This is a genomic window from Paracoccus zhouxuedongae, assembly GCF_041927815.1.
Taxonomy (GTDB): Bacteria; Pseudomonadota; Alphaproteobacteria; order Rhodobacterales; family Rhodobacteraceae; genus Paracoccus.
Map to the genome: position 1 here is coordinate 13,326 of NZ_JBHFHM010000007.1, position 22,137 is coordinate 35,462.

Below are 22,137 nucleotides of genomic sequence, written 5' to 3' on the forward strand. Positions count from 1 at the left end.
CTCAGAGCTCCAGCACCAGCCCGTCATGGGCCGGGATCACGCCCTGGGGCAGTTCGGCGCAGAGCGTGGCATAATCCATGTCGATATGCATGTTGGTCAGCACCGCGCGGGCGGGCGCGGCGCGGCTGATCCAGTCCAAAGCCTGCCCCAGATGGGCATGGGTCGGATGCGGGCGGCGTTGCAGCGCGTCGATGATGAACAGATCAAGGCCGTTCAGCGTGGGCCAGGCGTCATCGGGAATGGCCGAGACATCGGGCAGATAGACGGCATTGCGCCCCTCGGCCGCGATGCGAAAGCCAAGCGCGGGGATGCCGCCATGGGCGACGGCAAAGGGGCGCAACTGGATCGGGCCGCCGGGGCCGTCGATGGCGAACCGCCTGGTGATCGCGTGCATCTCGCAGATCGGGGGGTAGGGGGAACCTGCGGGGGTTTCAAAGATATAGCCGAAGCGGGCGCGCAGCACCTCGGTCGTGGGGGCATCGGCGTAAAGGCGGATGCGCGACCGCATCAGATGCACGACCTGGCGCAGGTCGTCGATGCCGTGGATATGGTCGGCATGGGGGTGGGTATAGACCACGCCGTCCAGCCGGGTGATGCGGCCCAGCAGCAGTTGCCGGTGCAGGTCAGGGCCGGTGTCGATCAGCACGCTGGTGGTGCCGGACGGGCCGATGCGTTCCACCATCAGCGAACAGCGCATCCGGCGGTTGCGCGGCTCGGCCGGGTCGCAATCGCCCCACAGGCCCGCGCCGTCCGGCCCGCCCGCGCGCGGCACGCCCCCCGACGATCCGCAGCCCAGGATCGTCAGCCGCATCATCGCGCGGCCTTGGCGAACAGCCGGTCGAAATTGGCGGTTGTCGCGGCGGCGAAATCATCCAGGCTGATGCCGAACACCTGCGCGCCCACGGCGGCGGTATGGGCGACATAGGCCGGTTCGTTGCGCCGTCCGCGATGCGGGGGCGGGGCCAGATAGGGCGCGTCGGTTTCCACCAGCACCCGGTCAAGGGGTGCTGCGGCGAAGATGTCGCGGATCTCCTGGCTTTTGGGGAAGGCGGCGATTCCCGACATCGACAGGTAAAAGCCCAGATCCAGACAGGCCCGCGCCAGTTCGGGGGACGAGGAAAAGCAGTGCATGACGCAATCATAGGCGCCCTTGCGGTGTTCCTCGGTCAGGATGCGCGCCATGTCGTCATCGGCGGCGCGGGCGTGGATGATCAGCGGCAGGCCAGTCAGCCGCGCGGCCTGAATATGGGTCAGCAGGCTTTCGATCTGCGCATCGCGGCTGTCGGCGCTGTAGTGGTAGTCAAGGCCGGTCTCTCCGATCCCGACCATTTTCGGATGCGCGGCGATTGCGACCAGCTCGTCGATCCGGGCCTGAGGTTCCTCGCCCGCGCTCATCGGATGGGTGCCGACCGCGTAGAACACGCCTTCATGCGCCTCGGCGATGGCGCGGACGGCGGGTTCGCTGCGCAGGCGGGTGCAGATGGTCACCATGCGGCGGACGCCTGCGGCGCGGGCGCGGGCCACAAGATCGGGGATCTGGCCGTCAAAATCGGGAAAGTCCAGGTGGCAGTGGCTATCCACCAACTGCGGCAGGTCGGGATGATCGGTCATGGCGCCTCGCTTCGTCGGCCCGGTATCGCGCCCGCCGCGGGGCGGGTCAAGCGGGCAGGCTGCCCGCCGTTGCCGCCATGTCAAGGAAGGCATCCAGCAGCGCCGAAGCCGCATCGAGGTTCACCGCCCGGCCATGGCGCAGCCGCGCGCCGATGCGGATCTGCGCCTCGGCCCAGATGCGGGCGGCGGTGGCATCGGGGCAGAGGCGGGTCAGGATCGCGGCCTCATCGGGCGTGGCGGCGGGATCGGGCGGCAGGCCCAGACCGCAGCGCGCCAGCCGCGCCAGCATCAGGTCGATCAGATCATGGGCAAGCGCCAGCCGCGCCTCGGCCCCGCGTTGGGCGTGGCTTTCGGCAAATGACAGGGCGGCGGCGCGATCCAGCCGGGGCAGGCTGGCGGCCAGGTCAATCAGCGCGCCGTAGCTGGCCAGCCCGTCCAGATTGATCAGCCGCATCGCCTCACCCACCGAGCCGCCCGAGAGCGCGGCCAGCGGCAGCGCGTGGCGCGCGGCCACATCGGCATCGGCCCCGGCATCGGCCAAAGCCTGCGCGATGTCATCCGGTGCAAGTGCCGCCAGCCGCAGCGTGCGGCAGCGCGACCGGATGGTGGGCAAAAGCCCCGCCGGTTGATGGGCGATCAGCAGCAGCACCGCGCCGGGGGGCGGTTCCTCCAGCAGCTTCAGCAGCGCATTGGCGGCGGGCGTGTTCAGATCGTCGGCGGCATCGACAATCGCCACCCGCCGCCCGCCATCGGCAGCCGTCATCTGGAAAAACGACTTCAGCTTGCGGATCTCATCGACGGTGATGTCCTGCCGGTGGCGGCCCGCCTTGTCGTCCCAGGGGCGGCGGGTCAGATGCAGGCGCGGCTCGGCCAGTTGCGCCAGGCGGCGCGACAGCGGGTCATCGCCGGGATCGCGCAGCGCCAGGCCCTGCGGTTCGGGGGCGCCGAACAGGCCGTCATCCGGCGCCGTGTCGGTCAGCAGCGCGCGGGCGATGCGCCAGGCCAAGGTGGCCTTGCCAACACCACGCGGCCCGGTCAGCAGCCAGGCGTGATGCAGCCGCCCGGCGCGCGCGGCCTGAAGAAAGGCATCCTCGGCGCGGGCCTGCCCGAACAGGCGGCGGGTGACGCGGGGATGGGGCGCGCCCTCGATCCGGTCAGCCTCGGGCGGGGGGGCGGCGTCGTCCAGGACGGGGGCGCGGGCCATCGGTCAGATCCCCAGCCGGTCGCGCAGCAGCGCGTCGATGCGGCCCGCGATGGAATCCGGCGCGTCGGCAGCATCCAGCAGCGCCACGCGGCCCGGGGCCTCGGCGGCCAGGGCCGCGAAACCGGCACGCAGCGCCTGCTGGAAGGCCAGGCCCATCTCCTCGAACCGGTCCTCGCCCGATCGGCGGGCAAGGCCGCGGCGCAGCGCCTCGGCGGGGTCCATGTCCATGACCAGCGTCAGGTCGGGTTCGGTGCCGATCATCAGCGCGTGCAGCCGGTCGACAAGCCCGCGCAGATCGGCCCGCGCCGCGCCCTGATAGACGCGGGTGCTGTCAGCGAAACGGTCGGTGATGACCACCGCGCCACGGGCAAGCGCGGGGCGGATGGTGCGTTCCAGATGGTCGCGGCGGGCGGCGGTGAACAGCAGGATCTCGGTCTCGGGCGACCAGCGGTCGGGGTCGCCCTCGACCAGCAGGCGGCGGATGTCCTCGGCGCCGGGGCTGCCGCCCGGCTCGCGCGTCAGCACGACATCGCGGCCACACGCGCACAAGCGGTCGGCCAGGGCGCGGGCCTGGGTCGATTTGCCCGACCCGTCCATCCCCTCGAACGAGATGAAGATGCCCTGCGCCACCGGGTCAGCCGTCCAGATCGGCGGCGTCGGTCTGGTTCGCTTCGGGCGTCGCTTCGGGTGTGGGGGCCGTGGTCGCAGGCGCCGTCACCGCCGGCGCCGTCACCGCGGGCGCGGTAACGGCGGGCGAGGTCACGGCGGCGGGCATCGGCGGGGCCACGCCCACGGCCTGCATGCCAAGGCCGAACAGACGACCGGCGGCGGTCTGCATCCGACCAACCACACCGGCCTTGCCCACTGCGGTCTCGGCGGTCAGCGGCACACGGGTCTGCGCTCCGCCGGGGATCGTCACGACCAGCGTGCCGACCTCGGCCCCGGCCTCGATCGGGGCTTGCAGCGGGCCGTCGAATACCGCCTCGGCACTGACGCCATCCTGGCTGAGCGCGGGCACCATCACCGTCACATCGCGCGGCACCACAAGGCCCACGCGCGCCGACGACCCCAGCCAGACCGGCGCATCCGCGACCTTGGTGCCCTGCGTCACCAGCGTCTTTTCGACGAATTGGCGAAAGGCCCAGTTCACGATCCGCTCGGCCTCTTCGGCGCGGGCCTTTTCGCTGGGCAGGCCGGTGATGACAAAGACCACGCGGCGGCCGTTCTGCACGGCGGACCCGACCAGTCCATAACCGGCCTCCTGCGTATGACCGGTTTTCAGCCCGTCCGCGCCAATTCCCAGCCGCAACAAGGGGTTGCGGTTGTGGCGATTATCGGGCGCGCGGTTGTCGAACGCATATTCGCGCATCGCGAAATAGGGGTAGAAATCGGGGAAATCCTGGATCAGATGCAGCGCCAGCTTGCCCAGATCCTCCATCGACATGACCTGACCGGGCGCGGGCCAACCCGAGGCATTGGCGAAATGCGAATGCGTCAGCCCAAGCGCCTTGGCGCGTTCCGTCATCTGCGCGGCAAAGGCGTCTTCCGACCCCGCCAGATTTTCCGCCACCACCACGCAGGCGTCATTGCCCGACAGGACGATCATGCCCTTGATCAGTTCCTCGACCGTGGGGCGGTCGCGTTCGTTCAGGAACATCGTCGATCCGCCCATGGCGCGCGCCTTGCTGGACACGGCAAAGCGGGTGTCCATCGCCACCCGGCCATCCTTCACGGCCTCGAACAGCATCGAGATCGTCATCAGCTTCGACATCGAGGCCGGCGGCAGCGGCTGATCGGCATTCTTCGACAACAGCACCGTCTGGGTGCCGACGTCATAGACCCAGGCGGCACCGGCCTGGGTGTCAAAGGCGCGCGCGGGCAGGGCGGCAAACAGCGCCACCATCGCCATCAGCGCGGCAACAAGGCGGGGCAGGCGGGTCGTCAGGGGCATCGGTGTCCTCGGTCTGGTTGGGGCGACCATAAACCCAGCCGCGCGCGGTGAAAACCCTGCCCAAGCCCGCGCCGCCCCGTCGCGGCGGCGATTTGCCGCCACCGTGCCCGCCACCCTTTCAGAATCGCGTGAGCGCGTCTAACAGGGCGTCACGGAAGTGTGGCCGAGTGGTTTAAGGCTCTGGTCTTGAAAACCAGCGAGGGGGAGACCCCTCCGTGGGTTCGAATCCCACCGCTTCCGCCAGCCCCCATCACCCTTTCGTGCCCAGCCCGCTTCGTGACCGCCCGCCGCGTGACATCGCCCGCGGTTTCGGGCAACCTGCGCGCGAAAACCACAGGACCACGACATGCAGACCGATACACCCGCCGCCAACCAGTTGATCCTGGTGGTCGAGGACGAACGCGAGATCGCCGAGATCCTGACCGCCTATCTGGAACAGGCGGGCTTTCGCACCGTCACCGCCAGCGATGGCGACACCGCGCTGACCCATGCCGCGCGGCTGCGGCCCGATCTGATCCTGCTGGATCTGCGGCTGCCGCGCCGCGACGGGTTTTCGGTGCTGTCGACGCTGCGGGTCGACAATACCACGCCGGTGATCGTCATCAGCGCGCTGTCGGATGATCTGGACAAGCTGTCGGCCTTGCGCATTGGTGCCGATGATTACGTCACCAAGCCCTTCAACCCGCGCGAGGTCGTGGCGCGGGTTCAGGCCGTTCTGCGCCGCAGTTCGGGCGTGGTGCAATCGGTCAAGCGGATCGGCAATCTGACGCTGGACCCCGATGGCCACCGGGTCGAGGTCGCGGGTCAGGAACTGCTCTTGACGCCATCGGAATATTCCCTGCTGGCGGGACTGATGCGCTATCCTGGCCGGGCCTATAGCCGCGCCGATCTGCTGGATGCCTGCCTTGAATCCAGCGAGGCGCTGGAACGCACCGTCGACAGCCACATGTCGAACCTGCGCCGCAAGCTGGCGCAGGCCGGGTCCGAGGCGCGGCTGGTGACCGTGCGCGGCCTTGGCTATCGGCTGGAAACCGGCTGATGCGGCGTCTGTCGGTCTGGCTGCTGCGGGTCGGCCTGCTGGCGGCGCTTGCGGCGCTTGCGGTCAGCGTTGCGGCGCTGATGCTGGGCGACTGGCTGCTGCTGATGCGGCTGGAAGCGGCGCTGACGCCCGAGATGCAGGCGGAATTGCAGGGCACCGGCCCGCTTTCGGTCGAGCTGGCGGCGCGACTGGATGGTTATTACCAGACATGGCCCGCGCGGCTGGTCACACCGGCCGCGGTCATGCTGGGGTTGATCGCGGGGGCGGCGGTGGCCCTGATCCCGGCGCGGCGGCTGGTGGCGACCTTTGGCGATCTGGCCGATACGGCGCGCCGGATCGGGTCGGGCGATCTGTCGGCGCGCGCCGCCCCGCCCACCATCCGCATCGACGAGATCGAACGGTTCCGCCGCGATTTCAACACTATGGCGGCCTTTGTCGAACGCGCTGATGGCGAACGCCGCGACAGCTCGGCCGCGATTGCGCATGAATTGCGCACGCCCCTGACGGTGCTGTCGGGGCGGCTGCAGGGGATGCTGGATGGCGTCTTTCCGACCGATGCGCGCAGCCTTGCGGCGCTGCTTGCGCAGGCGCAACTGCTGGCGCGGATCGTCGATGACCTGCGGCTGCTGACCCTGGCCGACAGCGGGCGGCTTGAAATGCAGCTTGCCCCGGTCGATCTGGCCGCCCCCGCCCGCGATGTTAAGGTGGCGATGGCGCCGCTGTTGCAGGTCGATGGGCTGGCCGTCACCGCCGCGCTGTCGCCGGCGCGTGTCGATGGCGATGCCGACCGGCTGCGCCAGGCGGTGCAGGCCTTGATGACCAATGCCGCGCGCTATGGCGGGGCCGAGGTGCGCGTCGAGACCGGCCAGGACGACAAGACCGCCTGGGTCAGCGTCATGGATCGCGGCCAGGGCCTGTCGGCGGCGGATGCGGCGCGCGCCTTTGACCGGTTCTGGCGGGCCGATCCGTCGCGCGGGCGGGCGGGGGGCGGCTCGGGTCTGGGCCTGTCGGTCGTGCGCGCTATCGCCCAGGCGCATGGCGGGCAGGTGACCTATGCCGACCGTCCCGGCGGCGGCGCGATCTTTACCCTGCGGCTGCCGCGCGACCATGCGCATCTGGCCAAGGCCTCGGACGCGGACCCCGCCGCGACCTGACCACCTCCATCATTCCTGCATGGAATGCCCGCAGGATCATGGCATTGCCCGGTCATATCGGCACCATGATCGACCTTGCGCTGAAATCCGTCCGACATGATTGGCGCCGCTACCTGCCGGTGGCGGTGGCGATCGGCATCTCGGGCCTGTTGATGGTGATGCAGCTTGCTTTTGCCATGGGGGCCTTTTCCACCGCCGCCGCGCCGATCGGGCTGTCGCGGGCGCAGATCTGGGTGGGGCCGGCCACGGCCACCTCGCTGGATGAAAGCGCGGGGATCGGCGCGGCGCAGGCCTCGGCCCTGTGGATGGTGCAAGGGGTTGAGCGGATCGAGCCTTACCAGACCAGCTTTGCCGAGGTCAGCCGCGAACGAAAGGTCGGCCAGGCCGAGGAATCCCCGCGCTATGGGCTGATCGTGGGCCTGGATGTGCGGCCGGGGGCGGCGCTTTATGCAGGCGTCGTGTCGGGCGCCGCGCGCCGCGCTTTGGCCGAGCCCGACACGGCGGTGATCGACCGCAGCCTGGCCGCCGATCTGGGCCTGCGGCTGGGCGACCGTGTGTCGGTGTCGAAACGGCCGCTGCGCATCGTCGGCATCAAGCGCGGCCTGCGCGGCATGGGCATGACCAGCGTGCTGGTCTCTGAACCGACGGCGCGCAGCCTGGCGGGAAGTGCGACCTCGGACCCGGCGTTCTATCTGCTCACCCTGGCCGATCCGCGCGATGCGGCGCAGGTTCAGGCCGAACTGGACCGGGGCCGCGTCGCCTCTGAGCTGCGCGCCTGGAACGCCGACGACCTGCGCAATTCGACGATCCGCACCTGGGCCTTGGGGTCGGGGGCGGGGACGATCTTCCTGGCCTCGACCGGGATCGCGCTGACCGTCACGCTGCTGATCGTCAACCAGACGCTTGGCGCGGCGGTCGCGGCGACGATGCGCGAATATGCGGCGCTGCGGGCCTATGGCCTGTCCTTTGGCCGGGTGCAGCGCATCGTGATGCGGCAGGGGCTGTGGGTGGGTCTGGGCGCGATGGTGCTGACCGGCCTTTTGGCGGCGATCCTGCTGATCGTGCTGCGGATGCGCGACGTCGCGGTGGTGATGACCCCGATCATGGCGGCGGGCACGGCGCTTGCGCTGCTGGTGGTCGTCATCCTGTCCAACCTCATGGCGCTGCGCCGTCTGCGCCATGCCGACCCGGCGAGCCTTTTGCGATGACCATGCCCCTGGACCATGCCACCATGACCCACCCGCTGCTGACCACCCCCGCCATTGGCACGCCCGAGGCGCCGGCGCTGTCGGCGCGGATGCTGGGCAAATCCTTTCCCAACGGGCCGGTGATGGTGCCGGTGATCCGCGATCTGGACCTGACCATCCCCGGCCATTCGATGACGCTGGTCAAGGGGCCATCGGGCTGCGGCAAATCCACTCTGCTCGCGATGCTGGCCGGGCTGACCGAACCCGATCATGGCGGGGTGCAGATCGGCGACACCGACCTGTGGGCGCTGCCCACGGCGGCGCGCGATGCGTTCCGGCTGGCGCAAATGGGCTTCATCTTTCAGGGGGCGGTGCTGTTTCCGGCGCTGACGGCGGCGGAACAGATCCGCTTCGTGCTGGAACAGATGGGCATTCCCGCGGCTGAGGCCCGCGATCGCGCCCATGCCGCGCTGGATGACGTCGGCCTGACGCCGCGTCGCGATCTGCGCCCCGCCGCGCTGTCGGGCGGCGAAAAGCAGCGCGTGTCCATTGCCTGCGCCTTGGCCAAGCGCCCGCGCGTCATCTTTGCCGATGAACCCACAAGCGCGCTGGACAGCGAAAATGGCCGCATCGTCGGCACCTTGTTGCGCGATACCGCGCATCGCAGCGGCGCGGCCGTGGTCTGCGTCACCCATGACGACCGCCTGACCACCTATGCCGACCGCATCCTGCACATGGAGGACGGCCGCATCACCGCGACCAACCATCGCCCGCAGGCCCAGACGATTACCGAGAACGGACAGAACCGATGAAGATTGCCCCGAAAATCCTGCAATTCGCCTTGGTCATCGGGCTGATGGCACTGCTGGCCCTGGCCGCGCCGCGCCCGGCCCCCGCGCAAGAGGCCGGTGGTGATGCCACCGCCGACATGGCCGCCGATGCCGCCCAAGGGGGCTGGCTGGCCGTCGCGCGCGGCAAGGTCGATGTCGAAGGCGGGCTGATGCGTCTGGCCGCACAGCGTGAGGGGCTGATCGCCGAGGTCTTCGTCAACGAAGGCGATCACGTCAAAAAGGGGCAAGAGCTGGCCCGGATCGACGATGCCGGCCCCCGCCTGCAACGCGACATTGCCACGCGTGAGGTGGCCCAGGCCGAGCTTCAGGCAGACCTGGCGCGCACCCGCGCGGCCCAGGCCCAGGCCGAACACGACCGGCTGGCGCCGATGGCGCGGCAGGATGCGATCCCCAAGCGGCAGGCCGACGAGGCCCGCCAACGCGCCGAACTGGCCGCGATGGAGGTCAAGACCGCCGAGATGTCGGTCGACCTCGCCCGGCAGCGGCTGGCCCTGCAAGAGCAGGAGCTTCAGGCCCGCATCGTGCGCGCCCCGGTCGATGGGGTGATCCTGCGCCGATCCGCCCGGCCCGGCGACGGCACGACGACCCAGACGGTGACCGAACTGTTCCTGCTGGCGCCCGATGGCCCGCGCATCGTGCGCGCCGATCTGGACGAACAATTCGTCGGCATCGTCGCGCCGGGGCAGGGCGCCGATATCGTCTTTGAACGCGACGACGGCACCGTGCTGACCGGTCAGGTGGTGCGCGTCGCGCCGGTCTTTGGCACGCCGGGCAAAGAGGCGACCGACGCGCGCACCGTGGAAATCACCATTCGCATCGACGGCCCCGAAGCCGCCGCCCAAAAGCTGGTCCTGGGCCAGCGCATGATTGTTCGGATCAAGAAATGAGTATCAGGATCAAGCTGTTGACCCCGGCCTTGCTGGCCATCTCGCTGGCCGGTTGCGGGGCGTTCCCGGAACTGGACGGCCAACCCGTCACCGCCATTCGCGCCGCCGATCTGCGCCAGAACCAGGCCCCGGTCTGGACGCTGGACTTCGCCGATCCGGGGCTGCGCGCGATGCTGGCCCAGGCCGATGTCGGCGGCCTTGACGTGCTGACCGCGCGGGCGCGGGCGCGGGCCGCCGATGTCAGCCTGCGCCAGACCGCCGCCGGGCGGCTGCCCAGCCTGGGGGCCTCGGGCGGGGTGTCGGGCGATGTGACCGGCTCGCGCACGCCGTCCTCGACCAATGTCGGGCTGTCGACAAGCTGGGATGCCGATCTGTCGGGCCGGCTGGAGGCCGCGATCCGCGCAGCCGCGCTGGAAAAGGGCGCGGTCGGGGCCGATCTGGTGGCCGCCCGCCGCACCGTCGCGCGTGAGATCGTGACCACCTGGGTGGGCCTGGCCGAGGCGCAATCCCGCGCCGCACGCGCCGAGGATCGCGCCCGGCTGGCCGAACGCGCGCTGACGCTGCAATCGGCGCGCGCCGCCGGAGGTGAGACCACGACCGGCGACATTTCGACCCGCACCCGCCGCCTGATCGAGGCCCGCACCCAGGCCGCCGAGGCCGCGGGCCAGATCGCCGTGGCCCAGGCGCGGCTGCGCGCCTTGGGCGCGACCAGCCTGCCGGGGCAGGTCAATCTGCGCGCCCGCAACCGCCCGGCCGTTCCGGCGCAGACCGATCTGGCGGGCCTCGACAACCGCCCCGATGTCTGCGCCGCTTGGGCGCGCTTCCACGCCGCCGATGCCAGCCGCGCCGAGGCTTTGCGCGCCAGCCGCCCACGCGTCGCGGTCAGTGGCTCGCTGGCGGCGGCGGCGCGCACGCTGGCGGGGCTGGCGGCAGGCAACGCCCTGGCGATCAGCCAAAGCGTCTCGGTCGAGGGGTCGGTCTTCGATGGCGGCCAGTCGCGCGCCCGCGTCGATCAGGCCCGCATCGGTCAGGCGCAGGCTGAAATCACCTGGCTGCAAACCCGCGCCCGCGCCGAGGTCGCGCTGCTGGAAGCGGTCGTCGAACGCCACGGCGCCGAGGCGCAACTGGCCGCCGCGCTGAAGGGCTATGAGGCCACGGCGGCGGAACGCAACCGGGTGCGGCTGCGCCATCAGGGCGGGATCAGCGACGGGCTGGAACTGGCCGATGCCGAAGGCGCGCTTGCCGATGCCCAGGCCGAGGTCGACACCGCCCGCGCCCGTGCCTTCCGCGCGGCGGCCACCTGGGCCGAGGCGCAGGGCGTGCCCGGCCTTTGCCCCGCGCCGGTGCGTCCCTCTGCGGCGGGCTAGATCCGCCGCAGAACACCGATTGCCGTTTCAAAACGATCTGTTAGCTTGCCGATGTGCCTTGATTTGCCCCACCGTTACGGACCCGCCGCCATGCATGAATTGATCGCCGCTTTGTCGGACCCGGACGACCAGCCCGCCCGTGCCTATGCGGCGCTGGAACGCCATGTCGACCGCCTGATCGGGGTCCGGCTGTTCACCGTGACCCGCTTTGACCCGACCGCCGACAAGGTGCGCCGCGTCTATTCCAACATGCCCGACGCCTATCCGCTGGCCGGCGAAAAGCCCATCGGCCAGGACCGCTGGAGCGATCTGGTGATGCGCCGCGGCCGGACCTTTGTCGCCGACACCCCGGTCGAGTTCGAGGACATCTTTTCCGATCACGAATTGATCGTGTCGCTGGGCTGCCAGTCCTGCCTGAACCTCCCGGTCTTTGTGGCGGGGCAGTTCCTTGGCACGCTGAACTGCCTGAACGCCGCCTATCACTATACGCCCGAGCGGGTGACGCAGGCCGAACTGCTGAAGCTGCCCGCCGCCGCCGTGTTCCTGATGCAGGACCGGCTGGAAGGGCGCGGCTAGGCGACCGGCGCCCAGATCACGTCGTCGATGCGCGGCGCCCCGGTTGCCAGCATCACCAGCCGGTCAAAGCCAAGCGCGATGCCGCTGGCGGGTGGCATCTGGTCCAGCGCCGTCAGGAAATCCTCATCCAGCGGATAGCGTTCGCCATAGACGCGCTGCTTTTCGTCCATCTCAAGCCCAAAGCGGCGGCGCTGTTCGGCGGCGTCGGTCAATTCGCCAAAGCCATTGGCCAGCTCGACCCCGCAGGCATAGACCTCGAAGCGTTCGGCAAAGCGCGGGTCATCGGCACAGGGCCGGGCAAGGGCGGCCTCGGCCACCGGATAACGGTCAAGGATGGTGGCGCGACCCAGGCCCAGATGCGGTTCCACCTTGTCGACCAGCACCCGCGACAGCATGTCGGACCAGGTATCGTCAGGGGCGGCGCGCAGGCCCCGCGCCGCCATCTGCGCGGCCAGGGCGGTCGCGTCGGGCGCGCCATCGGCGGCCAGCGTCGCGGCCAGATCGATGCCCGCATGATGCAGAAAGGCGTCCTGCACCGACAGCCGTTCGGGTGCCGCGAACGGATCACAGGTGCGGTCACGGAACCGCAGGACAGGGCTGCCCGCCCCCTGCGCGGCAAGGCGCAGCAGCGTGGTGATGTCAGCCATCAGCACGTCATAGCTTTCGCCCACTCGATACCATTCCAGCATCGTGAACTCGGGGCTGTGCAGCACGCCGCGCTCGCGGTTGCGGAACACATGGGCAAAGGCGGCAATCCGGGTTTCGCCCGCCGCCAGCAGCTTTTTCATCGCGAATTCGGGGCTGGTATGCAGATACATCCGCCGCGCCTGCCCGTCATTGCCGATCGCATCCGTGGCAAAGGCATGCAGATGCGCCTCATTGCCGGGGCTGACCTGAAGGATGCAGGGATCGACCTCGGTGATCCCCTCATCGTCGAACCAGCTGCGGATCGCCCGTTGCATCCGGCTGCGCGCCCGCAGGATGCCGGTTCGGTCGGCATGACGGTCGGGATGCCACCACGGGGTCTGGGTCATGCGCCTCTGGCCTTTCGACTGCTTTTGCACTAGGCAAATCCGGGATCGCGCCTTACAGCGGCGCCACAACAATCGCAATGGACAGACCATGAAAGTCATCGCCTCTACCCTGCGCAAGGGTAACGTGGTCGAGCTGGACGGCAAATTGTATGTCGTGCTGACCGCGCAGAACTTCCACCCCGGCAAGGGCACGCCGGTCACCCAGGTCGACATGCGCCGCATCGCGGATGGCGTGAAGGTCAGCGAACGCTGGCGCACGACCGAACAGGTCGAACGCGCCCATGTCGATGAACGCAGCTACAACTTCCTTTACGAAGACGGCGAAGGCTTTCACTTCATGGAGCCGGAAAGCTATGAGCAGGTGACCGTGCCCGCCGATGTCGTGGGCGACGGCAAGGTGTTCCTGACCGATGGCATCTCGTGCTTCCTTCAGGTGCATAACGGCGTGCCGATCGCCATCGAACTGCCGCAAAAGGTGACGGTCGAGATTGAAACGACCGAGCCGGTGGTCAAGGGCCAGACCGCTTCGTCGTCCTACAAGCCCGCGATCTGCACCAATGGCGTGCGGGTGATGGTGCCGCCGCATATCGGTGCGGGCACGCGCATCATCATCAACACCGAAGACCTGAGCTACGTCGAACGCGCCAAGGATTGATGGCGTGGAAAGGGGGCTTTGCCCCTTGACCCCCATCCGCCACAGCCGCGCCCTGAAAGGGGCGCGGCTTTTTCGATGCGTGTCGTCGCCTGTCAGCAAAAAGCCCGGCCTGAGGCCGGGCTTTCAGATGGCCTGGGAAGCGGCGATTACTTCGGCAGGTCCGCGGTGATGCCCTCGACCAGGAAGTTCATCCCGGCCAGATCCTCGTCGCTGGCGGTCTGGCCCTCGGCCAGCCAGTCGCTGCCGTCCTTTTTCTTCAAGGGCCCGGTGAAGGGGTGGTATTCGCCCTTGCCGATGGCGTCGCGCAGGGCCTCGGCTTCGGCCTTGATCTCGGCGGGGACGGCCTCGGTGATCTCACCGATTTCGACCATGCCGGTGCCGATCCCGCCCCAGGTGGCTTTCGACTGCCAGGTGCCGTCCAGCATCGCGCCGACACGTTCGATGTAATAGGGCGCCCAGTTGTCGATCGTCGCGCTGACGCGCGGGGCGGGTTTGAAGGCGGCCATGTCGCTGGCCTGGCCAAAGCTGATGATCCCGGCCTCTTGCGCCTTGGCCTGGGGGGCGGTCGAATCGGTATGTTGCAAGATCACGTCGACGCCCTCGGCGATCAGCGCGGCGGCGGCGTCGGCCTCTTTCGCGGGGTCGAACCACGAGGACACCCAGACCACCTTGATTTCCACTTCCGGGTTCACCTTGCGGGCGTGGATGAAGGCGGCGTTGATGCCCTGCACCACCTCGGGGATCGGGAAGCTGCCGATATAGCCGATCTTGTTGGTCTTGGTCATCCGCCCGGCGATGGTGCCCTGAATGGCGCGCCCCTCATAGAAGCGGGCGTCATAGGTCGAGACGTTATCGGCGCGCTTGTAGCCAGTGGCATGTTCAAAGCGCACATCGGGGAACTTGGCGGCGACATTCATCACCGAATCCATGAATCCGAAGGACGTGGCGAAGATCAGCTTGTTGCCGGCAAGCGCCATCTGGGTCAGCACCCGTTCGCTGTCGGCGCCCTCGGGGACGGCTTCGACGAAGCTGGTCTGCACGCGGTCCCCGAACTTTTCCTGCACGGCCTTGCGGCCCTGCTCGTGCTGGAACGACCAGCCCATGTCGCCGACCGGGCCGACATACATGAAGGCGACCTTCAGCGGCTCATCGGCGGCAAAAGCGATGCGGCCCGACAGCGGCAGCACGGCGGCGGATGCGGCCAGAAGGCCCAGGGTCTTGCGGCGGGACAGGGTGGTCATGGCGATCTCCATCAGCAGGGTTAACGCAGGGCAAGGAAGGGGCGGCCCAGGGCGGCGGGTGCGGCGCTGCCCTGTTTCTGGCGGGCCGACATGATCACCAGCACGATGATGGTGACCAGATAGGGGGTCATGGCCAGGAATTGCACAGGGATGGCAAAGCCCGCCGCCTGAAGCCGCAGTTGCAGCACGGTGACGCCTCCGAACAGGTAGGCCCCCAGCAGGATGCCGCCGGGGCGCCAGGCGGCGAAGACGACGATGGCAAGCGCGATCCAACCCGCCCCCGCCGTCATCCCCTGCGCCCATTGCGGCACGCGCACCAGCGACAGATAGGCCCCGCCCATCCCCGCCAAGGCCCCGCCAAAGGCGAGCGCCGCGATGCGGATGGCGATGACGCGGTAGCCAAGGGCATGGGCGGCGTCGGGGTTTTCACCGACGGCGCGCAGGATCAGGCCGGGGCGCGAGCGCAGAAACAGCCAGACCCCCGCCAACAGCGCCAGCGAGGCATAGACCACCCAGTCATGCGAAAACAGGATCGGGCCGATCACCGGCAGATCGGCCAGCGCGGCGAAGGGGGCGCCCGGCATGGCGGGCGGCTTGACGCCGTTGAAGGGCTGGCCGATCAGCGCCGACAGCCCCAGCCCGAACAGCGTCAGCGCCAGGCCCGATGCGACCTGGTTGGCCATCAGCACCTGGGTCAGAAAGGCAAAGATCATCGCCATGCCCGCGCCTGCAACGGCGGCCATCGCATAGCCTGCCGCCGGGCTGCCGGTCATCACCGCGGCGGCGAAGCCGGCGATGGCGCCCATGATCATCATGCCCTCGACACCGAGGTTCAAGACGCCCGATTTCTCGGCCACCAATTCGCCGGTCGCCGCCAGCAGGATCGGCGTCGAGGCCGAAATCAGCATGACGATCAGCGACACCAGATCAAGCCCCAGAACGGTCATGCGCTCGCCCCCCAGCGGATGCGGTAATGGGTCAGCATGTCCAGCGCCAGAAGGAAGAACAGCAGCATCCCCTGAAACACCTGGACAGCGGCGATCGGCAGTTGCAGCGTCAGTTGCGCCAGTTCGCCGCCGATATAGGTCAGCGCCATCAACAGCCCGGCGGCGACGATGCCCAACGGGTGCAACCGGCCCAGAAAGGCCACGATGATCGCGGTGAAGCCATAGCCCACGCCCAGCTTGTCGCTGACCTGACCGGCGGGGCCTGCGACCTCGAACAGGCCCGCCATCCCGGCCAAAGCGCCCGACAGGCCCAGGCACAGGGCGACCAGCCGCTGCGGGGTGACACCGGCGAAACGGGCGGCGCGCGGGGCCTCGCCTGCGGCGCGCAGATGCAGCCAGAAGATGTGGCGGCGCATGACGACATAGGCGGCAAGCGCCACCACAAAGGCCATCACTACGCCCCAATGCGCGCCGGTGCCCGCGATCAGTTCGGGGTTCGCGGCGGCAGGGTATTGTTGCAGGTTGCGCGATCCCGGCATCCCGAAGCCCTCGGGGTTCTTCAGCGGCCCGAAGGCCATGTATTTGGCAAGTGCATCCGCGACATAGACCAGCATCAGCGAGACCAGCACCTCCGAGGCGCCGAAGCGGTTCTTCAGCACCGCCGGGATCATCGCCCAGGCCCAGCCGCCAAGCGCGCCCGCGATCACCATCGCCGGAAAGATCAGTCGGTTGTCCAGCGGATACAGCGCGAGCGCGACCGAGGCCCCGGCAAGCGCGCCCATGATGTATTGCCCCTCGGCCCCGATGTTCCAGATGCCCGCGCGAAAGCCGATGGCAAGGCCGGATGCGATCAGGATCAGCGGCCCCGCCTTGACCAGCAGTTGCGGGCGCGAATAGCCGGCGTTCGGGCCGAACAGCGGATCCCAGAACAGCGCGCGCAGGGCCTCAAGCGGGTCGGCGCCCAGGATGGCGAACAGGATGCCGCCCGCCAGCATGGTCAGCGCGACGGCCAGGAACGGCGTCGCCCATTGCCAGGCGCGCGACGGCGCGGGGCGCGGTTCAAGCCGCAACATGGCCCGTCCCCCCCTGCATACTGCCTCCGTGCACGCCGCCCAGCATCAGGCCGATTTCGTCAAGGTTCAGATCAGCGGTCGGTCGCGGCGGCGATAGCCGCCCTTCGTTCAGGGCCGCGAACCGGTCCGAGATTTCCAGAAGCTCGTCCAGATCCTGCGAGATGCAGATGATCCCCGCGCCGCGCCCGGCCAGATCCAGCAGCGCCTGACGGATCGCCGCGGCGGCGGCGGCATCGACGCCCCAGGTGGGCTGGTTGACGACCAGCACCTCGGGGGCCTGCAAGACCTCGCGGCCGATGACGAACTTTTGCAGATTGCCCCCCGACAGGGCGCTGGCCTTGGCCTCGGGTCCGGTGGCGCGGACGTCGAACAGCGACATGATGCGGCGGGTAAAGGCATCGGTCGCGGCGCGGTCGATCCAGCCGCGACGCGCGACAGGCAGGCGCGCGGGGGCGGTCAGCAGGGCATTCTCGGCCAGGCTCATGCCCGGCACGGCGGCATGGCCCAGCCGTTCCTCGGGTGCCGCCAGCAGGCCGATGCCATCGGCGCGGCGGTCGCGCGGCCCTTCATGGCCAATGTCGCGGCCCAGCAGGAACACCTGCCCCGGCGCGGCGTGGCGTTCACCCGACAGCGCGGCCAGCAGATCCTCTTGCCCGTTGCCCGCGACGCCGCCGATGCCCAGAATCTCGCCCCGGTGCAGATCAAAGGTGACATCGCGCAGCCCGATGCCAAAGGCATGTTCGGGCGGCAGGTTCAGGCCGCGCACCGACAGCAGCACCGGACCGCGTTCATGGGGCGGGCGCGCGGTCGGGGTCAGGCTGTCGCCCACCATCGCCTCGGCCAGATCGCGGGCGCTGGCGGTGCGCGGATCGGCGCTGCCCACCACCTGACCGCCGCGCAGGATGGTGGCGCGGTCGCAGATCGCCCGGATCTCGGTCAGCTTGTGACTGATATACAGGATCGCCGTGCCCTCGGCCGCCAGCTTGCGCAGGGTGGCGAACAGGATCGAGACCTCGGGCGGGGTCAGCACGCTGGTCGGTTCGTCCATGATCAAGAGGCGCGGGTTCTGTAGCAGGCAGCGGATGATCTCGACCCGCTGGCGCTCGCCTGCCGATAGCCCGCCGACGATGCGGTCGGGGTCCAGCGGCAGGCCGTAATCGGCGCTGACCTGACGGATGCGGGCGGCCAGATCGCGCATCCGGGGCGGGTGTTCCATGCCAAGCGCGATGTTTTCTGCCACGCTCAGCGCCTCGAACAGCGAGAAATGCTGAAACACCATCGCCACCCCGGCCGCGCGGGCGGCGCGCGGATCGGCGGGGGCATAGGGGCGGCCCGCCAGCCGCATCTGCCCCTGATCGGGGCGGATCAGGCCGTAGATCGTCTTGACCAGCGTCGATTTGCCCGCGCCGTTTTCACCCAGCAGGGCGTGAATCTCGCCCTTTTGCACGCTGAAGGAAATGTCGTGATTGGCGCGCACCCCCGGATAGGATTTGCCAAGGCCCTGCACATCAAGCAGCGCGGGGCCGCCCGTCGGGGCTGGCGCAAGGGGGCGGTTCGGGTCGGAATCAGCCACGCGGTCGGTCACCTGTCTGTTACGCGGCCTTCTGTAACGGCGCGCGGCGCGCGCGGCAATCACTAGGATCGCTGGGGGCGTTTTGGGGGCTGGAAGGGCGGCGCAAAGGGCGGCAGATTGGCGCCATGTCCCAGATTGCCGCCCCCCGATTCATCCACCTGCGGGTGCATACCGAATATTCGCTGCTGGAAGGCGCGGTGCCGGTCAAGAAACTGGTCAAGATGTGCGCCGAATCGGGAATGCCCGCTGTGGCCGTGACCGACAGCAACGCGCTGTTTGCCGCGCTTGAGTTTTCGACCATCGCCAAGGCCGAGGGGGTGCAGCCGATCGTCGGCATCCAGATCGCGCTTGCCTATGACCCCGCGCCGCAGGGCGAACGCCCGCGCCCGCCTGCCAGCCTGGTGCTGCTGGCGCAGGACAAGGCCGGCTATGCCAATCTGATGAAGCTCGGCTCCAAGCTGTTCCTTGACCCGGCGGGGCTGGAACCCCAGGTCAGCCTGGACGATCTGGCCGCCCATGCGGAGGGTCTGATCTGCCTGACCGGGGGCGCCGACGGCCCGCTGGGGCGGCTGTTGCAGGCCGGTCAGGACATGCGCGCCCGCGCCCTGGCCGAACGGCTGGCCGCGATCTATCCAACCCGCCTTTACGTCGAGTTGCAGCGCCATCCGGGCGAGGGTGGCGTGCTGATGGCGGCGGAACGGCTGACCGAGCCGGGGCTGGTCGAGATCGCCTATGCGCTGAACCTGCCACTGGTCGCCACCAATGACGTGCATTTCCCCAAGCCCGACATGTATGAGGCCCATGACGCGCTGCTGTGCATCCGCGACGGCGCCTATGTCGATCAATCCGCCCCGCGCCGGCAGTTGACGCCGCAGCATTACCTGAAATCCCCCGCCGAGATGGCCGCGCTGTTTGCCGACCTGCCCGAGGCGGTCGAGAACACCGTGGAAATCGCCCGGCGCTGCGCCTTTGCGGTGCCCAAACACGCGCCGATCCTGCCGCGTTTCGCCGAAAACGAGGTCGAGGAACTACGCCGTCAGGCCCGCGAAGGCCTGGCCGCGCGGCTGGCCGTCATCCCCCATGCCGCCCCGGTCGAGGATTACGAAAAGCGGCTGGCCTTCGAGATCGGCATCATCGAACAGATGGGCTTTCCGGGCTATTTCCTGATCGTGGCCGATTTCATCAAATGGGCCAAGGCGCAGGGCATTCCGGTCGGCCCCGGTCGCGGATCGGGGGCAGGCTCGCTGGTGGCCTATGCGCTGACCATCACCGACCTTGACCCCTTGCGCTATAGCCTGCTGTTTGAACGTTTCCTGAACCCTGAACGGGTGTCGATGCCCGACTTCGACATCGACTTCTGCATGGATCGGCGCGGCGAAGTCATTCATTACGTTCAGGAAAAATATGGCCGCGACAAGGTGGGCCAGATCATCACCTTTGGTGCGCTGCTGTCCAAGGCCGCGGTGCGCGACGTGGGCCGCGTCTTGCAGATGTCCTATGGCCAGGTCGACCGGCTGTCGAAGATGATCCCGGTCGAGGGGGTGAAGCCGGTCAGCATCACCAAGGCGCTGGCCGACGAACCCCGCCTGCGCGAGGCTGCCACCGCCGAGCCGGTGGTGCAGCGCCTGCTGGATTATGCCGCCCAGATCGAGGGGCTGTTGCGCAACGCCTCGACCCATGCCGCGGGGGTGGTGATCGGTGATCGCCCGCTGGATCATCTGGTGCCGCTGTATCAAGACCCCCGGTCCGACATGCCCGCCACCCAGTTCAACATGAAATGGGTGGAAAGCGCGGGTCTGGTGAAGTTCGACTTTCTGGGGCTGAAGACCCTGACGGTGATCCAGAACGCCATCGACCTGATCCGCGGCGGCGGGCGGCATCTGCATGAGGCGGCGGACGGGCGCACGCTTTATACCCCCGCCGCAGGGGCGATGGATGACATCGGCCATATCCCGCTGGACGATGCCGCCACCTATGACCTCTATGCCCGCGCCCAGACCGTCGCGGTGTTCCAGGTGGAAAGCGCGGGCATGATGGATGCGCTGCGCCGCATGAAGCCCACCTGCATCGAGGATATCGTGGCGCTTGTCGCCCTCTATCGCCCCGGCCCGATGGAGAACATCCCCACCTATTGCGAGGTCAAGAACGGGCTGCGCGCCATCGAGCCCTTGCACCCGACCATCGACCACATCCTTGCCGAGACCCAGGGCATCATCGTCTATCAGGAACAGGTGATGCAGATCGCGCAGGTGATGGCGGGCTACAGCCTGGGCGGGGCCGACCTCTTGCGCCGCGCCATGGGCAAGAAGATCGCCGAGGAAATGGCCAAGGAACGCCCGAAGTTCATTCAGGGCTGCACCGAGACGCATGGCATCGACCCCAAGAAATCGGGCGAAGTGTTTGATCTGCTGGAAAAGTTCGCCAATTACGGCTTCAACAAAAGCCATGCGGCGGCCTATGCGGTGGTCAGCTATCAGACCGGCTGGCTGAAGGCGAACCACCCGGTCGAGTTCATGGCGGCGGTGATGAACTGCGACATCGACCTGACCGACAAGCTGGCGGTCTACAAGCGCGAGGCCGACCGCATGGGGATCGCCACCGTGCCGCCCTGCGTCAACCGCAGTCTGGCGACCTTCAGCGTGGCGGATGGCAAGATCGTCTATGCGCTTGGGGCGCTGAAGAATGTCGGCGTCGATGCGATGCGGCTGATCGTGCGGGCGCGCGGCGAACGGCCCTTTGCCGATCTGCATGATTTCGCCCGGCGCTGCGATCTGAAGCGCATCGGCAAGCGGCCGCTGGAAATGCTGGCCCGCGCCGGTGCCTTTGACGCGCTGGAGGGCAACCGCAAGCGGGTGATCGACAGTCTGGACGGGCTGGTCGGCTGGTCGGCGGCGGTGGCCGAACAGGCGGGATCGGCGCAGGTCTCGCTGTTTGGCGCCTCGGGCGATGATCTGCCGCCGCCGCGTCTGGCGCGCTGCCCCGACTGGATGCCCGCCGAACGCATGGCCGAGGAACACCGCGCCGTCGGCTTTTACTTGACCGGGCACCCGCTGGAGGATGACCTGGCCGCGCTGCGCCGCAAGAAGGTGATGACCCTGACCGAGGTGACGGCGGCTGCGGCGCATGGCCCCTTGGTCGCCAAGATGGCCGGCACCGTCTCGGCCCGGCAGGAACGCAAATCGGCCAAGGGCAACCGCTATGCCTTTGTCGCCTTGTCCGATCCGACCGGGCTTTATGAGGTCACGGTTTTCTCTGAAACGCTTGAGGCCACGCGCGAGCATCTGGACCCCGGCAGCGCCGTGGTGCTGACGGTCGAGGCGACGATGGAGGCCGAGACGCTGAAGCTGCTGGCGCGCGGCGCGCAGCCGCTGGCCGAGGTGATCGCCGATGCCGGCCCGAACGCGCTGCGGGTTGAGGTGGCGACGACCGAGGGCGTGGCGGGCATCGTGATGGCCTTGGCCCATGCCGATGCGCTGCATCCGGGCGCGCGCAAACGCACCGCGCTGCGCTTTGGGGTGCGTGATCCGGCGGGCCGCCTGATCGAGATCGACAGCGGCGTCAGCGCCCCGGTGATCCCCAACCTGAAAGCCATGCTGCGCGCCCAGGCCGGTGTGGTCCAGGTCGATGAGGTCTAGGCCAGGGCGACCCGGTCCTGCCGCGGCGTGCCACCGCGTCCCGCGCCGGCGCGCACATCTGCCGCCAAGCCCGCTTTCGCCCTGCCGCGCAATCGGCTAGGAGGGGGCCAGCACATCCGTCGCGCGGCCCGTCAGCCGCCCCCATGGGAGTT

19 protein-coding genes and 1 tRNA gene are annotated in these 22,137 nt (G+C 68.7%); 10 read left to right on the forward strand and 10 right to left on the reverse strand.

The features are described 5' to 3' along the window. Window position 1 precedes the first annotated feature (1 nt). Genes ACEYYA_RS09650 through ACEYYA_RS09670 form a run of 5 tightly spaced genes read right to left on the reverse strand, consistent with a single transcriptional unit; the run spans window position 2 to window position 4,766 of the window. Window positions 2-814 (reverse strand): MBL fold metallo-hydrolase, encoded by an 813-nt coding sequence (locus ACEYYA_RS09650; RefSeq protein ID WP_374800053.1) that lies wholly within the window; start codon window positions 812-814, stop codon window positions 2-4. Beyond that, window positions 811-1,611: a TatD family hydrolase gene (locus ACEYYA_RS09655; RefSeq protein WP_374800055.1), complete on the reverse strand. Its 801-nt coding sequence runs from the start codon at window positions 1,609-1,611 to the stop codon at window positions 811-813. The genes ACEYYA_RS09650 and ACEYYA_RS09655 overlap by 4 nt, the downstream gene beginning before the upstream one ends. Before the next feature lie 46 nt (window positions 1,612-1,657). Next, window positions 1,658-2,815, reverse strand: a complete 1,158-nt coding sequence (locus ACEYYA_RS09660) for a DNA polymerase III subunit delta' (RefSeq protein ID WP_374800057.1) — start codon at window positions 2,813-2,815, stop codon at window positions 1,658-1,660. 3 nt (window positions 2,816-2,818) lie between these two features. Beyond that, complete coding sequence (tmk, locus tag ACEYYA_RS09665) at window positions 2,819-3,412, reverse strand: dTMP kinase (protein WP_374800401.1); 594 nt, start codon at window positions 3,410-3,412, stop codon at window positions 2,819-2,821. A gap of 37 nt (window positions 3,413-3,449) precedes the next feature. After that, window positions 3,450-4,766 carry a D-alanyl-D-alanine carboxypeptidase family protein gene (locus tag ACEYYA_RS09670; RefSeq protein WP_374800059.1) on the reverse strand — a complete coding sequence of 439 codons (1,317 nt, stop codon included), beginning with the start codon at window positions 4,764-4,766 and terminating at the stop codon, window positions 3,450-3,452. 153 nt (window positions 4,767-4,919) lie between these two features. Between ACEYYA_RS09670 and ACEYYA_RS09675 the strand changes: the two genes are divergently transcribed. From ACEYYA_RS09675 to ACEYYA_RS09710, 8 genes are all read left to right on the forward strand, one after another. Further along, window positions 4,920-5,009, forward strand: a tRNA-Ser gene (locus ACEYYA_RS09675). A gap of 103 nt (window positions 5,010-5,112) precedes the next feature. Beyond that, window positions 5,113-5,805 carry a response regulator gene (locus tag ACEYYA_RS09680; RefSeq protein WP_374800061.1) on the forward strand — a complete coding sequence of 231 codons (693 nt, stop codon included), beginning with the start codon at window positions 5,113-5,115 and terminating at the stop codon, window positions 5,803-5,805. Next, window positions 5,805-6,959 carry an ATP-binding protein gene (locus ACEYYA_RS09685; RefSeq protein ID WP_374800063.1) on the forward strand — a complete coding sequence of 385 codons (1,155 nt, stop codon included), beginning with the start codon at window positions 5,805-5,807 and terminating at the stop codon, window positions 6,957-6,959. The genes ACEYYA_RS09680 and ACEYYA_RS09685 overlap by 1 nt, the downstream gene beginning before the upstream one ends. Window positions 6,960-6,997: 38 nt before the next feature. Continuing rightward, on the forward strand, window positions 6,998-8,167 hold the full coding sequence (locus ACEYYA_RS09690; protein WP_374800065.1) for an ABC transporter permease: 1,170 nt from the start codon (window positions 6,998-7,000) through the stop codon (window positions 8,165-8,167). Window positions 8,168-8,190: 23 nt separating this feature from the next. Next, window positions 8,191-8,958 (forward strand): ABC transporter ATP-binding protein, encoded by a 768-nt coding sequence (locus ACEYYA_RS09695; RefSeq protein ID WP_374800067.1) that lies wholly within the window; start codon window positions 8,191-8,193, stop codon window positions 8,956-8,958. Then, window positions 8,955-9,884 carry an HlyD family secretion protein gene (locus tag ACEYYA_RS09700; protein WP_374800069.1) on the forward strand — a complete coding sequence of 310 codons (930 nt, stop codon included), beginning with the start codon at window positions 8,955-8,957 and terminating at the stop codon, window positions 9,882-9,884. Before ACEYYA_RS09695 ends, ACEYYA_RS09700 begins: the two co-directional genes overlap by 4 nt. Further along, entirely contained in the window at window positions 9,881-11,251 is a 1,371-nt protein-coding gene (locus tag ACEYYA_RS09705) for a TolC family protein (RefSeq protein ID WP_374800071.1), read from the forward strand. Before ACEYYA_RS09700 ends, ACEYYA_RS09705 begins: the two co-directional genes overlap by 4 nt. Window positions 11,252-11,341: 90 nt before the next feature. Beyond that, entirely contained in the window at window positions 11,342-11,827 is a 486-nt protein-coding gene (locus ACEYYA_RS09710) for a GAF domain-containing protein (protein WP_374800073.1), read from the forward strand. On the opposite strand, the gene epmA is transcribed toward ACEYYA_RS09710, so the two are convergent. Further along, window positions 11,824-12,861 carry an EF-P lysine aminoacylase EpmA gene (gene epmA / locus ACEYYA_RS09715; RefSeq protein WP_374800075.1) on the reverse strand — a complete coding sequence of 346 codons (1,038 nt, stop codon included), beginning with the start codon at window positions 12,859-12,861 and terminating at the stop codon, window positions 11,824-11,826. The two genes, ACEYYA_RS09710 and epmA, sit on opposite strands and share 4 nt — an antisense overlap. 88 nt (window positions 12,862-12,949) lie before the next feature. Here epmA and efp point away from each other — a divergent pair, with 88 nt between their 5' ends. Further along, window positions 12,950-13,516 (forward strand): elongation factor P, encoded by a 567-nt coding sequence (efp, locus tag ACEYYA_RS09720; protein ID WP_374800077.1) that lies wholly within the window; start codon window positions 12,950-12,952, stop codon window positions 13,514-13,516. A 146-nt stretch (window positions 13,517-13,662) separates the two neighbouring features. Here efp and ACEYYA_RS09725 read toward each other — a convergent pair whose 3' ends face one another. Genes ACEYYA_RS09725 through ACEYYA_RS09740 form a run of 4 tightly spaced genes read right to left on the reverse strand, consistent with a single transcriptional unit; the run spans window position 13,663 to window position 18,350 of the window. Next, entirely contained in the window at window positions 13,663-14,757 is a 1,095-nt protein-coding gene (locus ACEYYA_RS09725; RefSeq protein WP_374800079.1) for a BMP family ABC transporter substrate-binding protein, read from the reverse strand. A gap of 20 nt (window positions 14,758-14,777) precedes the next feature. Continuing rightward, window positions 14,778-15,704, reverse strand: coding sequence for an ABC transporter permease (locus tag ACEYYA_RS09730; RefSeq protein ID WP_374800081.1), 927 nt, complete (start codon window positions 15,702-15,704; stop codon window positions 14,778-14,780). Beyond that, the gene (locus tag ACEYYA_RS09735) at window positions 15,701-16,777 is read right to left on the reverse strand and encodes an ABC transporter permease (RefSeq protein ID WP_374800083.1); all 1,077 of its coding nucleotides are present in this window, start codon (window positions 16,775-16,777) and stop codon (window positions 15,701-15,703) included. The genes ACEYYA_RS09730 and ACEYYA_RS09735 overlap by 4 nt, the downstream gene beginning before the upstream one ends. Beyond that, window positions 16,764-18,350 (reverse strand): ABC transporter ATP-binding protein, encoded by a 1,587-nt coding sequence (locus ACEYYA_RS09740; RefSeq protein ID WP_374800085.1) that lies wholly within the window; start codon window positions 18,348-18,350, stop codon window positions 16,764-16,766. Before ACEYYA_RS09740 ends, ACEYYA_RS09735 begins: the two co-directional genes overlap by 14 nt. 125 nt (window positions 18,351-18,475) lie before the next feature. On the opposite strand from ACEYYA_RS09740, the gene dnaE reads away from it, so the two are divergent. Further along, a complete protein-coding gene (dnaE, locus tag ACEYYA_RS09745; protein WP_374800087.1) occupies window positions 18,476-21,985 on the forward strand; it encodes a DNA polymerase III subunit alpha in 3,510 nt (1,169 codons plus the stop codon). Window positions 21,986-22,137 lie beyond the last annotated feature (152 nt).